This is a genomic window from Ornithinibacillus halotolerans, assembly GCF_014637405.1.
In the GTDB taxonomy this organism is placed as follows: Bacteria; Bacillota; Bacilli; order Bacillales; family Amphibacillaceae; genus Ornithinibacillus; species Ornithinibacillus halotolerans.
Window position 1 is genome coordinate 1 of record NZ_BMEY01000030.1, and the last position, 12,473, is coordinate 12,473.

12 protein-coding genes are annotated in these 12,473 nt (G+C 35.6%); 4 read left to right on the forward strand and 8 right to left on the reverse strand.

The window, feature by feature from the left end:
- Window positions 1-162: 162 nt before the first annotated feature.
- Both IEV35_RS18890 and IEV35_RS18895 read right to left on the reverse strand, forming a co-directional pair.
- Window positions 163-381 (reverse strand): YdbC family protein, encoded by a 219-nt coding sequence (locus tag IEV35_RS18890; RefSeq protein WP_188386216.1) that lies wholly within the window; start codon window positions 379-381, stop codon window positions 163-165.
- A 68-nt stretch (window positions 382-449) separates the two neighbouring features.
- Window positions 450-638, reverse strand: a complete 189-nt coding sequence (locus IEV35_RS18895; protein ID WP_188386217.1) for a hypothetical protein — start codon at window positions 636-638, stop codon at window positions 450-452.
- Window positions 639-821: 183 nt separating this feature from the next.
- On the opposite strand from IEV35_RS18895, the gene IEV35_RS18900 reads away from it, so the two are divergent.
- Window positions 822-1,124: an EthD family reductase gene (locus tag IEV35_RS18900; RefSeq protein WP_188386218.1), complete on the forward strand. Its 303-nt coding sequence runs from the start codon at window positions 822-824 to the stop codon at window positions 1,122-1,124.
- A gap of 113 nt (window positions 1,125-1,237) precedes the next feature.
- On the opposite strand, the gene IEV35_RS18905 is transcribed toward IEV35_RS18900, so the two are convergent.
- The 3 genes from IEV35_RS18905 to IEV35_RS18915 all read right to left on the reverse strand — a co-directional run bounded on the left by IEV35_RS18905 (window position 1,238) and on the right by IEV35_RS18915 (window position 4,425).
- Window positions 1,238-2,524: a purine/pyrimidine permease gene (locus IEV35_RS18905; protein WP_229740817.1), complete on the reverse strand. Its 1,287-nt coding sequence runs from the start codon at window positions 2,522-2,524 to the stop codon at window positions 1,238-1,240.
- A gap of 385 nt (window positions 2,525-2,909) precedes the next feature.
- A complete protein-coding gene (locus IEV35_RS18910; RefSeq protein ID WP_188386219.1) occupies window positions 2,910-3,815 on the reverse strand; it encodes a DnaD domain-containing protein in 906 nt (301 codons plus the stop codon).
- 64 nt (window positions 3,816-3,879) lie between these two features.
- On the reverse strand, window positions 3,880-4,425 hold the full coding sequence (locus IEV35_RS18915) for an RNA polymerase sigma factor (RefSeq protein WP_188386220.1): 546 nt from the start codon (window positions 4,423-4,425) through the stop codon (window positions 3,880-3,882).
- Between the two features lie 294 nt (window positions 4,426-4,719).
- On the opposite strand from IEV35_RS18915, the gene IEV35_RS18920 reads away from it, so the two are divergent.
- Window positions 4,720-4,989, forward strand: coding sequence for a helix-turn-helix domain-containing protein (locus IEV35_RS18920; protein WP_188386221.1), 270 nt, complete (start codon window positions 4,720-4,722; stop codon window positions 4,987-4,989).
- 20 nt (window positions 4,990-5,009) lie between these two features.
- Entirely contained in the window at window positions 5,010-5,483 is a 474-nt protein-coding gene (locus IEV35_RS18925) for a competence protein ComK (RefSeq protein ID WP_188386222.1), read from the forward strand.
- On the opposite strand, the gene IEV35_RS18930 is transcribed toward IEV35_RS18925, so the two are convergent.
- Both IEV35_RS18930 and IEV35_RS18935 read right to left on the reverse strand, forming a co-directional pair.
- Window positions 5,476-5,691 (reverse strand): hypothetical protein, encoded by a 216-nt coding sequence (locus IEV35_RS18930; protein ID WP_188386223.1) that lies wholly within the window; start codon window positions 5,689-5,691, stop codon window positions 5,476-5,478. The genes IEV35_RS18925 and IEV35_RS18930 overlap by 8 nt on opposite strands.
- A gap of 294 nt (window positions 5,692-5,985) precedes the next feature.
- Entirely contained in the window at window positions 5,986-7,320 is a 1,335-nt protein-coding gene (locus tag IEV35_RS18935; RefSeq protein ID WP_188386224.1) for a hypothetical protein, read from the reverse strand.
- A gap of 1,100 nt (window positions 7,321-8,420) precedes the next feature.
- Between IEV35_RS18935 and IEV35_RS18940 the strand changes: the two genes are divergently transcribed.
- Window positions 8,421-9,125, forward strand: coding sequence for a toll/interleukin-1 receptor domain-containing protein (locus IEV35_RS18940; protein WP_188386225.1), 705 nt, complete (start codon window positions 8,421-8,423; stop codon window positions 9,123-9,125).
- Between the two features lie 244 nt (window positions 9,126-9,369).
- Here the strand turns inward: IEV35_RS18940 and IEV35_RS18945 are convergent, their stop codons facing one another.
- Entirely contained in the window at window positions 9,370-12,459 is a 3,090-nt protein-coding gene (locus IEV35_RS18945) for a type I restriction endonuclease subunit R, EcoR124 family (RefSeq protein WP_188386226.1), read from the reverse strand.
- Between the last annotated feature and the right edge of the window lie 14 nt (window positions 12,460-12,473).

Genomic DNA, 12,473 nt, shown 5'->3' on the forward strand with positions numbered 1-12,473 from the left:
ATAAAACAATACCATAAAATAGAGCATACTTTTTCTTTTTTTGTGTATTATTTATGAATCTTCATTACATTATTATGGGTTTGGGTTTTTAGGTTTTGAGCCATCGCAAAGCGATTTCGTTCTTCTTGTGCTCCCGAATGAAGTGTAAGAACCTTCGCCGATTCAGCTTCTTTCCGCTATTGCTTTCATTAACTTATCCATCTCTTCATTCGAGAGGGTAACTCCTTTACCCATCTTCTCATGGTTCGGTGCCCAATCTCGAATGTCATACTTTGGTTCCCGACCATTCCAACTAACTAGATTAAGTTCTTTCGTCCAACCTTTGGGTGATTCGGATAACACAACAATTTCTTCCGTAATTTCAAATTTAATATCAGCCATGCATATGCATCCTTTCTGTATATACGATTAGAATTCCTAATTAATTTGGACAAGAATCGTCCTATGATTCACTCTCTATCCCATTCCCAATTACAATCAGGACATTTCCATTTCATCGTTCGATCCTTCTCCAAATCATACATCCCTATTTTTCGTGTGAAATGAGTTGCACGGTAGTGTTTCTGTTCATCTTCTGGAATTGGATCACCTTGTAGGGAAGCGTTACAATGAGGACATTTTTCGTTAAAGTATTGCATCAGAATTCTCCTCTTATATGTAATGTAGTAATAATAACATAAGGACGATTCTAATGCTTCAAAAAGAAGCGCCAGAACCGCCCCTTGTTCTTCAATAAGAAATTAATAAGTATGAAATGGAATAAACTTACTGGAAAAAAATATATTGAACTATTAAACAAAATTTAATGAAGGAGTGATGGCATGGCAAAAATGGTGATTATGTATGAGCAACCGAAGGATAAGGAAAAGTTTGATGAGCATTATTTTAATGTTCATGTACCACTTGGCAAAAAATTACCGAATATAATCAATAGCTCGGTCGAACGTGTCGTTGATTCACAGAATACCGACTTAAACTTGTATCTTATCACGATTATCGAATTCGAAAATTTAGAGAAACTAAAAGAAGCATTCGAGAGTCCTGAAGCAAGAGAAAACGAAGCAGATTTCCAGAATTTCTTTCATTTCTTGGAAAAGCCTCCGATAATTACGATTATTGATTAAACTAGGAAACATAGGGACGGTTCTGATGCTTCATTTTGAAGCGCCAAAACCGTCCCATCGATTACTTCTTTCCTATTATGTATATTGGTATCAGCTCTTTTCAATTGCTCGATTCATTTATTTTTCCATAATTGTTCGATTAAAATGGCAAGCATGGTACCGACTAAAAGGCCGTTACTCATGATTGGTTGCATCATGGATGGAAGAGCTTGAAATACTTGTGACGGTAAAAACATCGTCCCCATCCCGACTAAATAAGCAACCCCAATAATGGTTATTTTTCTATTATCTAAATGTTCCGATGCTAAATTTCTAATACCTAATCCAACGAGTTGGATAAAGGATGCCATTATTGCTGCATTAGCAATCGGCGAAGGAATGCTAGAAATAAATGAAATAATTGGCGGGAAAAACGAAACGATAATTAATAAAATCGAAGCATAAAGGAATGGTGCTTTTCGTTTTTGATTCGTTAACGTAACAAACCCAGAACTAGCTGCTAAAGGAACATTACCTATTACTGAAAATACACCCGATAGCCCATGATTGATGCCTGTTAATACCGTTCCTTGATTCAATTGTCTACCACTATCATTATGGTTCAATTCCAATGTCTGATTCATGGCAACAATAGAAGCAACGAGATTGGAAATAATAATAATTGCTAAAATAAACGAAATGGGAATGACGCTAAGATCAAATGTCGGCTTGCCGAAAGCGAACATTTCAGGAACGGAAAATAAGCCGATATGTACAGAAGGAACTTGTACACCAACAACTAAGATATAGATTATCCAACCAATGACAATACCAATTAATATCGCATAGTTTTTTAACCATCGCCATCGAAGCAACGATAAACCAAGGATTAAAACAAATGTTAAAAATGCGATGGTAGCTTCCATAACCTGTATCGTACTCGAATCCCCTTCAATTCCAAGCATTCCTTTCAAAAATGTACCACTTAATTGGACAGTTAAGAGTAAGAAGAATATACCGGTTACTAATGGTGTGAATATAGGTAATAACTTTTGAGCAATTTTAAACACACCAAATAAAAATAAAAAGATTCCAGTAACGATTAAGATAGCCATAAGGTTCTGTAATGTTCCGGTTAGCGACATTCCATTTTGCATACCTGTAAAGGCCATCACGGCAAAGACACTTACCCAAAGTCCAGCAGGCCCTTCTACAATTGGAAGCCTGTGACCAAACAATCCTTGTAAAAGAGAAGCAATCCCTACAGCAAAAAATGAACGCTGCATTAACCCTGCTATTTCTTCAAAATTCATTTCAAAAATGACACCAATAACAATTGGTAACGCTACGATGCCTGCTAATAAAAACACAAACCATTGTAATGTTTCCATTGCTGTGTTGGAGAATGTGCTTTTACTCAATCTAAACACTCCTACTTTTATAAAATTCTTACGTGTTAATACCCGCTAATACACATCCATAGAAAAAAGTATGATTGCATAAACAATCTTTCCTACTCCACTGATTTATCATACCATAAGCTAATTATATTAGTTCCAAAAAGGATTAGGTATTCCTGTTTTTCTTATTGGTAAGGCTGTCTGGGACTATGGGACAGGTTCTTGCCCCACAGTCCAGAAGAAAATGCGGGGACATATTTCCTCTACCGTCCCACTAGTGCTTCTTTACGATGGGTTTTAATCTCCTTAACTGAATGGATAAAGCTTATAGTCACAGCCCCTTTTAATACATACATTCTCCCAATCCTAATCTAGAATTATCTACCATATATGAAGCAAAACCCCACTAAACAACCCCCTTCTCCAAATACTCCCTCAACATCTCCCCAGCATCCTTCTCATCCTCATCATCCACAACATCAACCTTTACACTACTCTTCTTCCTCTCCCAAAACCAATCCGGCACCACCTCATCACTTCTAGCAAATTTCTTCTGCTCTGCACGTCCACTAACCATGCCTTCCTTCCTCTCTCTTTCTCGCAAAACTTCCACAGAAGTAATCCCTTGTTTCACCCAAGAATTCAAAATCCCTTTCACATAACCAAAGTTATACTTAGCTCGTTCAATCGCACGTTTCATTCCTTCCAGTACTAGTTCTTCACCAAGATCATCTACCCAATTCATGATATCCTCAGCTACAAATGGAGTTAGTAATCCAAAATTCTCCCCGTAAAATGCAAGCACTCTGGATGACTCGTTTCTATCAATCTCACTTTTCGCATCGTACTGCAAAGTAGTAGGATTTTGTTTAGTATTTTCTTGTTTAATTAAAGGGTCCTTGCCTAGGTCCGTACTGTGGTTCATGCAGTGGTTCGCATCATCGTTCACATGAGGTTCAACCCTTGCTTCACACGTGTTCTCTCCATCAGAAACCTCCACTCCAGCTCCACCACCACAAAACCCAGTTTCCAAATGTATTCGCTTCATCTTATAAACAGGGGCCAAATTACTCCCTCTTGACTCATGTTCAATTAACCCACGCTCTACCAATTCCTTACGGGCACGTTTAAAGGAACTATCTGTCAGTCCTGCCTTTACTTTCAAAATCATACCTGGAACAGTAAATGCCTCTGCCCATGCTGCTTTATTATTAATATGTAATAATGTGTTCCATAAACTAACCGCAGATGCTGATAATGGTTCCCTTTCTACTAGATCATAAAATGCATTAATCTCCTTAATATAATTCATTACGATTCCTACCTTTCTATTAATCTAAAATTGGGGGCAGTCCACCTAGTGGGGACTGTCCCCTTTACACTTCAAATAGTCCTGACTCACGCAGTTTTTTTCTTGCCTGCTTGGCCCAACCCTTTACCGCATCCACCGTGACCTCTTCTTTTTCCGCAATCTCTTTTTGGGAATAGCCTTGGATGACATAATACTGGACCCACTTCCATTGATTCTCTGTGAGGATGTTCTTGATCTCCTCCCATAGCTTTGGATCTTCCACCTCGATTCCTTGCATTGTCGGAAGTGGCCCATTACTAGTGGAAGAACGGTTACCATCATGGCTTTCTATCGATTTCCTCTCGATATATGCCTGGTCATTTTCCTGTTCTCTTGTTTTACTCCGCAACATATCGATCAATCGATTTCGAATGATGTAGTTGAAATATGTTGCCATCTGTCCTTTATCTGGCTCGTACTTCTTATACGCGTTCCAGAGCGCATAAATTCCCTCTACGTAAAACTCATTATGTGGATCCCGAATGTTCAATCTATGAATTTGATAATGAATACGATTTTTATTCTGGTTATAAATTTCTTCAAAACTAAACTTGTTAGTTCCTCTTACCACTCCTTTAAACAGATTCTGCCGGCACCATTACGATAGAATGATTTGAAATATTTGTCATCTGACCTAACTTTGTCTAATTTGTGCAGAAAAAGCATTTTTTCCTAGGGAAAATTGAATTTTGAAGAGTAGTTTAGCTTTCAAAATTGAATTTTAGGAACGGTTTTTGAAGTTAGGGCATATTTGAATTTTATAAAAAATCTTCAGTAATTCTCTTATTCCTCACAAACTCCCACGCTCGTGTGTGGTGAATTTCTAACCTTCTTATGACAATTGGTTCAAAAAGGTTGTGCACTAATGGAAAAAGTACATAAAGAGATACTTAAGAAGATAATTGGTGGGGAGCTTAAAAGATTCCGAGAGAATGAAATTGACATGACGCAGGAGGAATTTTCAGAGATAACTGGACTCGGACCGAAGCATATTGGTGATATTGAAAATGGGAAAAAGGAAATTCAAATAGACACGATATTCAAATTGTATAATGCTGGGTTTGATGTAAATAAAGCATATGAAAAGGTTAAAAAAGAATTTAAGGATAAAGGCATTGATATCACAAAGAAATAGTGTAATGAGGTTGTTGGTAAATGGAAGGTTTATTGACGGTTAAAATACTAGAACACTATCAAATAAATGAAAGAACAATGGCTATTATTCCAGCAAATCAACTAAACTATCAATCCATTGTTATTGAAGCAGAAGTAAAGCTATACATAAAGAAAACCCCTTTTGAAATTATCAAGAGGGGTTGTTTAGAGAACTTTTCCTCGTATGAAGGTAGAAGAGATGCTGTAACACATCTTACTGGATATAAGAGAAAAGTTCCCATTCCAATTAGTGTTCATCGTAATATCTTTGTCTTTCCAACACATGCGGTGAAGGACTTAGATTGTTGTTGGATATTTTATCATCATGTAGAGAGTATTGTTGAGCAGAAACCAAACATAAAACAATCCGTGATTTTGTTTAAAGATGGTTCTGAGTTTATAGTAAATGTATCAAAATCGGAGTTGTTAAAGCAGTTGGAAAGGACAACCTTTCTGTTATCATTAGTTAGATAGTGCCTTTCTTTGGAATTAACTCATGAAAAGATTCATGTCGGTCCAGGATTTCTCTGTATGTACCTCTGTCGATGACCATGAAAATAACATATGGACTGTAGCATTTTTGGTGCACAATTGTATAGTTTTCATCTAAGTAAACTAGATCACTCATTCGGTACATTTTACGACAATGTGGGCAATGTATCCGATCGAAATCATGTTGCATTGGGCGGACCTCCTGTCTTTATGAGGTTATTTAGTAAATTCTCCATGGATGGGGGAAATCCTGCTCTAATGCTATTACTAGATACAAGTAATAGCATATAAAACAAACATTGTGAACGATGTCATAATGCCTGTTTTTATATTTTTTTAATAAGCTTTTCTATATATACCTTAGATACTCGTGGTCGGGGTTGAAAAAACTTAATTGTTATCAAATTTAAAGGTTTCAGCCAGCCATATGTTATATTAAGAAAGAATCAATCAATCATTATTTTAGTAATTATTATCTGCATTATTAGTATTTTAATTTCTTTGTCTCTTTTTTAATATCTTTATAAATGCTGTACTGGGTTCTACTCATAATTCTTTTCTTAGAGTAATTTATATAATTGTCTATATCATTATTTTTCGCTCTAGAAATATAGATAGACTTACAAGAATTAACAAGCGTATTAACTTTTATTAGATAATAGTTATTTTCACTAAAAAAAATAACTTCATCATCTTCTAAATATTTGTCTGTCAAGATGTATTTTAAAGAATTATTCGAAACAAAAGATAATATCTTAGAGATAGACTCCCTGCCTTCAACCTTTGTTTCATTTAGTATGTTATAAAAATCAAAATCATTGACTTCTTCATTAAATAGTACACCACCAAAATGTAATATGAGTGTATCGTATGGGACACTAGCTGTTATTGTTCTCTTTTTTCGATTAAACTTTAAAGTAACACTCCTAGTCTTTGAATTAAAGCTTTTATATTTAATTCCTAATTTTAACAAGTGATCATTTAAATTTTTTAATGTTTCCTCCATTAAGTTTTCTTCATATATTCGATGCAATGTTCCCCAGCTCAAAAAGCCACCATCATTTCTTATCATATCTAAAACTTCAGCTTTCCTATTATTTATTAGCCATAGCAATATGTCCCGATTAGCAATATGTTGTTTATGCATGTTTTCCTTAATATGTTCGTCAATTTCACTTTTAATAAAATTAACCTTAATCCACTCTCTTTTTATGTCTTTTATATCCCTTTTCTTTAATTCTACAAATTCGTTATAATATCGTGAAACTATGTTTCTCTGATTCTCCCACTTTTCGTTTAGATGTGTAGGTAGGATAATTGGTAAATTTCTAATGAAATCTTTTGAACTATCTACAAATTTACGTATCCCTGGAATAGTAGTCTCGACATCTTGCCTTCTAGCTGCTTTTTCACTTTCTTTTTTAGCCCACTCTAGTGTACCTACAACTTCATCTCCAAACTCTTTAGCACATTCTGATCCAATTACCAGTTTATTTCCATTCATAATATTGACAATTCTATGTTCATATCTAAGAGGTTTATTGCCACATAAATCACAACTTCTTCCCAAAATCTTATAATTTATACCCAAGTCATTAAAAGGCTTATCTTCTGATATATTCCATTCGCGTTGACATGCAATCAATAAATTATCAATATAAGACAATACATCACTTAGTTCTTTATATACCTCTACATCTTCCATGGTGATACTATTATTTCTCTTTAAAAATAGGAAAAGGTTTTTATATCTATCACTCTTCGCACCTTCACTTCTAAATAATAATTCCCTTTGCTTTTCTGTTATAATCTTTGTCATTCAATTACCACCCCTTATAAAAAAGCCACTAACTCTTGTGTGTTAGTGACTCTTGTTGTAAAAAAATAATGTAAAATAACATTTAGACAATTAATTCTTTTCATATTCAATTATTAGTAATTCTATTAGTGTTTAGAAGTTAAACTAGTAATTATTACTATAGTTTTTATGGGGCTACTATAATATTCCTCCTTTTAATATCAATATTTTATAAATGAGAGTTCATATACTTAAATATAGTTTACCAATATTATACTTTATACTATTTCTAATATAATCTTTGTATTGTTTTTATTTTTCAATAATTTACGTTAGTTTAATATAATTTGTGTAACTACAAATATTAAAAATTATGTTGTATTTTAGTATACTATAAATTAACGAGTAACTCATCTTTTTTATAAATTACCTTTCTCGCTCCCTTAAATTCACTATCATTTAATTGAGTAATAGCTTTCTTCCAGATTTGATAAACATTATGTTTTTTTGATTGTCCATCTTAATATAGCTTTACATTATGAAAATCATACTCATCTCCACACTTTGCTAGTGCCTGTTGCGTTTCAATAAAATAATCTTTCCAGATTCCGTAACTTCATATAGATTCTTTTCATATTCTTTTATTGCAATTTTTTGTTTCGTCAAAATCCCCTCCGCATCCTCTGCCATTATAAAAGCTTGTCTTTAACCATTGCATTTCCTTCTCGACATAAAATCTTTAAACTTATTATCAATGTCCAGATCAATATTTGGATTAAGGTGTTTATTACGATACTCTTTTTTTCAATCTCGTTAGAACAAGTTAGATTTCTCTATTCATCTATTAATCTATTGATAAGTTTGTGGTCTTTCAAATGCCATTATTTATGCTCTCTCATCTCTAAATAAAAATAAAAAAACATCAGTATTATTTAGCTCAGATTATCTATTAAAATAGTAACCTTTTTAATTACTGATTCTTTAATAACTTCAACTAATCTAATACAAGAATTTGATACTCTATATTTAGAAATAAATCACATACAAAATATTCTGTATTTATTTAGAGAAAAGTGGTATAATTTGTCAGAACTATTAATTAAATTAAGGAGGTAGAAAAAATGGTTAGATGTACAGCACCAGTAAGAGGTCATCGCTCAGCGAGTGCCGCAGCAAACTGTCCAGCGTGCAGCGGCCGATATACCCGCTATAGTAGTGGTGGCGGATACAGGTCCTACTCGCCCTCATCTTACACCTCGTCTATTGGAAGTGGAGCTAGCCGAAGCAGCGGAAGAGGTTCCGCACGTAGTTTAAAACCAACTTGGTCAGGAGCAGGTTCATCCATACTGTACACGGTTGAAGAAGTTCGTACACTAACACCAGTCCGAAAAAGTGTCGAAAAATTAGCAGATCAGCCCGATCTTCGGGATGTCTTCCTCTGCCACGCGTGGGACGACCGACAGGGGGCCGCCAAGGAGCTACACGATCTGCTTGAGTCGAGTGGTGTCTCCGTCTGGTTCAGCGAGAAAGACGTTGGGCTTGGTGCCCCGTTGCTACGCACAATCGACAAAGGTTTGGCGAACTCACGAGTAGGAATTGTGCTGGTGACGCCTGCATTGCTACGCCGCCTCCCAGCAGAGGGTATCGCCGACAAAGAGCTTTCGGCATTGCTCGCGCGTGAGCGACTCGTTCCGATAGTGCATGAGACAACGTACGAAGCTCTCCGTGAGGTTAGTCCCTTGCTTGGATCACGTAGCGGCTTGAACACAGCAGAAGAGCCGATGACAGAGGTCGCAGCCAAGCTTGCAGAACTAGTCGCACTTTAAGCTCTGATTGGTATACCCAAATTTGCTATTAAGTGAGGGCTACATAGACTCATTAATTAGAAATCTCGGTTGTGCCAATATTTAAATCCAATGCAAATGCATTGGATTTATTCTTTGTCGCGAATACAATAAATGAAAAAGGGGGACAGCACACTAGTCCTGTGCCACATTTTTTAATACATGTTTATTGGCAAATTCACCCTGTCGCTTTTCCCTCTATATTTCTATACAAAAATCCCTCTCCCTACTTATACTTCCTCTTAATCTTCGGCACAATCTCTGGTAATACCTTCATAAGCTCCATATTATGTTCCAATAGGTTACTAGTTTTTGGGTTGTCAATTGAGTCATAATCAACATTACTTGTTAATTCATCGATGTAAGGAATCTCCTTTGGATTGACTGATGAATAGGCTTCTACCGATTTTTCAAAAATTATTTCATTAAGTCCCCACTCTTGGGACACGGTATAAATTTCATTCTTTAATTTGTTTCGTTTCCATGCTTCATATGCTTCATCAAAGTTCACATCACTAGCTACATTCCCAGGTTCTAATTCTTCTTCAACAAATTGCTTTAGTAGCTCTGCTTGATCAAAATCACCCATATTACTTAATTCTTCAATATGTTGATAAATGATCCGTAATGTTTCTGCATCTACTGTTTGTTTTCCATCTGTTGAAGTGGCTTTATCCCCGATTAATTGAATAATATAATTCGCATCAATTTTTTGTGTGCCAGCTAGCTTTGCTTCACCTAAAGGTAATACTGGTAAATCTTCTGGATCATCGTCTGGGTTATCATCTCTCGTTACGTTACGATAGGCACCAACATAACGCAGCCATTCATGTTCTGTTATACCGAATGCTTCATCTTCCCAAGCAAATTCATAATATTGCTGAATCGTATTTAACTGCCTATTTGCCTTTTTAAAAGCTTTTACGAAGATTTCCTTTGCCTCTTCATCTCTTTCTAAGGCTTGCCATGCCGTTGGGTCTTGTAGAATCTCCATCACTTCTTGTGAGTATTTTACAAATTCATCTACTGCTTCAGGATAGGGCTCTACAATTGCTTTACTACTCTTTCCGCCACTTCCATATAAAATTAATGCATCATTTACTGTTTCTTCTGTTATTCTTGGGTACTGGAAGTTGACAATTGTTCCAAATTCCTTTTCTTTTCCATATATTCGGTTTGTGCGTGAATAGGCTTGAATTAATCCTTGTAGTGCAAGTGAACGATCCACATATAACGTGTTAATAAACTTAGAATCATAACCTGTTAGTAACTGATCTGCAACAATTACAAGGTCAATGTTTTTCGGATTCCGACCACTTCCACCACGTGTTGCTCGTTCAACGAGATCTTCGTAATACGCATCTTCACCTCGTCGTTTATCGCCGTATGCATATTCAATTCCAGTGAAAGCTGCATAATCTTTGAACATCGTTTTAATTAATTCTGGGTCGGTAGGTTCTTTATCAGCATCTGTTCCAAAACTAAATGTCATCGCCACGTTAATAGCAATATCATCACGTTCCGCTAATTGCTTTTTAAACTCTTCATAGTAAGCAATTACTCGATGTTTAAATGCAACCGTTAAAATGGCATTGAAAACCTTATGTTGTGATTGGTCTTCCCAGTTGTTTAAAATTTCCTCAACCACTCTCGGAATATGTGTCTCATCTTGATAAAATAAGATTTTACGTTTCTTTGCTTCTTTTTCTACTTCTAACTCAGAAAGTTCATATACTTCTCGTTCCAATTTTCTTTTTGGGGTGTCAGGTTGTTCATCTAACTTATATTCAACAATTTTTTCGCGTAATGTTTCGTAACTTTCAAACTCCCCGGTATTTATGTAGTCAACATGAAAGCCTAATACGTTTTTATCTGCAATTGCTTCATCTATCGTATATTGATGTAATAGTGGCCCGAATAGCTTTTCCGTTGTATCGATGAGTTCACTCTTCTCATTGACCATTCCTTTAATCTTATTCTCGTCAAATAACGGTGTCCCAGTAAAACCATAGAACAGACCATTTTTCCGGAAGTAATTTTTAATGGTTACCATCATGTCACCCATTGTAGTTCGGTGAGCTTCATCAATAATAAAGACAATTTTCTTACTTGCTAAACTTTCATCCTTCGCTTCAATTAAATCTTTCACCAGATTATTTAATTTAAATGTTGTCGTTACAACGATACCTGTACTAGCAGAGGTTAAAAGTTTACGCAACTGATAGGTATGTGATGTGTCATCAACGGTTACTGACTCGTATTGAGCATATGCTTTGAAATTATCACTCGTACGACTGTCGAGTTCCTTCCGATCCACTAAGAAAACAACGTTATCAAATCCAGCTCTAGTTGATAAAAATAAAGCGGTTTTAAAACTGGTAATCGTTTTACCAGAACCTGTTGTATGCCAAATAAATCCACCATGAGGAATTTTATCCTCATTATCCCACCCTAGTGCAGCACCTTCGACAGCTTGTAAGGCATGTACTTGATAAGAGCGTAATAACATATGTTTACGATTTTCTTCTTCTCTTGCTTCATCAATGACTAAGTAATCGCCAACCATTTGGTGTGCCATCGGAATCATTAAGAAATGACCAATGACATCTTCCCAATGGTTAATCGGTTTATTATATTTGTCTGCCCAATGAAAAACAAAGCTTGGATTAAACGCTTTGATTGACTTTGGTGTTGCAAAGTAACGTGTAGCTACTTCCGACGTCATCACCATCATTTGTGAAAACGCCATGAAATTGTTCACAAATTCACCATCAGCATAATACCGTTTAAACTGATTAAATGCTTCTTCTAACGATTTATCTGTACGCTTTTGTTCAATATTAATGAGTGGTAGACCATTAATGAGTAAAACAATATCAAAACGATTTCCATTCGGTGTTTCTACTTCTCTTGCAATATTATAGCTCGAATCCCCACCACGCACTTGTGCCTTTTTAAAGATGGTCAATGTAATTTGTTCGCGTGTAACGTCTGGATGAGAATCTCGATAAATCCCATCAATTTTCCCAGTTGATTGTTCCATTGCTAATAACTTTGCCGCTTCATAACTGTTTTCAATTTGCGATACTTTTGTCATCACTTGTGCAAATTCATTATCTGTTAAAGGAACACTTTCCAAGACATCCGCATTCATTCGGTTTAGTTCCTTGCGCCAATTATTGACTAGATCTTGTACCGTTACTCTTTGTTTATTCCCATTAAGAAAATCTGGTGCGTTCCATTTGTATTGTTGTAGTTTTGCAACAAACTTTTCTTGAAAAGCTTTTTCTGCTGCATTCTTTCGCCCATTACTCATTGAATAGCCTCCTC

Excerpts from the sequence above, each read along its gene's own strand:
- IEV35_RS18890 (WP_188386216.1), bottom strand. The coding sequence starts at position 381 with ATGGCTGATATTAAATTTGAAATTACGGAAGAAATTGTTGTGTTATCC.
- IEV35_RS18895 (WP_188386217.1), bottom strand. The coding sequence starts at position 638 with ATGCAATACTTTAACGAAAAATGTCCTCATTGTAACGCTTCCCTACAA.
- IEV35_RS18900 (WP_188386218.1), top strand. The coding sequence starts at position 822 with ATGGCAAAAATGGTGATTATGTATGAGCAACCGAAGGATAAGGAAAAG.
- IEV35_RS18910 (WP_188386219.1), bottom strand. The coding sequence starts at position 3,815 with ATGAATTATATTAAGGAGATTAATGCATTTTATGATCTAGTAGAAAGG.
- IEV35_RS18920 (WP_188386221.1), top strand. The coding sequence starts at position 4,720 with ATGGAAAAAGTACATAAAGAGATACTTAAGAAGATAATTGGTGGGGAG.
- IEV35_RS18925 (WP_188386222.1), top strand. The coding sequence starts at position 5,010 with ATGGAAGGTTTATTGACGGTTAAAATACTAGAACACTATCAAATAAAT.
- IEV35_RS18930 (WP_188386223.1), bottom strand. The coding sequence starts at position 5,691 with ATGCAACATGATTTCGATCGGATACATTGCCCACATTGTCGTAAAATG.
- IEV35_RS18935 (WP_188386224.1), bottom strand. The coding sequence starts at position 7,320 with ATGACAAAGATTATAACAGAAAAGCAAAGGGAATTATTATTTAGAAGT.
- IEV35_RS18940 (WP_188386225.1), top strand. The coding sequence starts at position 8,421 with ATGGTTAGATGTACAGCACCAGTAAGAGGTCATCGCTCAGCGAGTGCC.
- IEV35_RS18945 (WP_188386226.1), bottom strand. The coding sequence starts at position 12,459 with ATGAGTAATGGGCGAAAGAATGCAGCAGAAAAAGCTTTTCAAGAAAAG.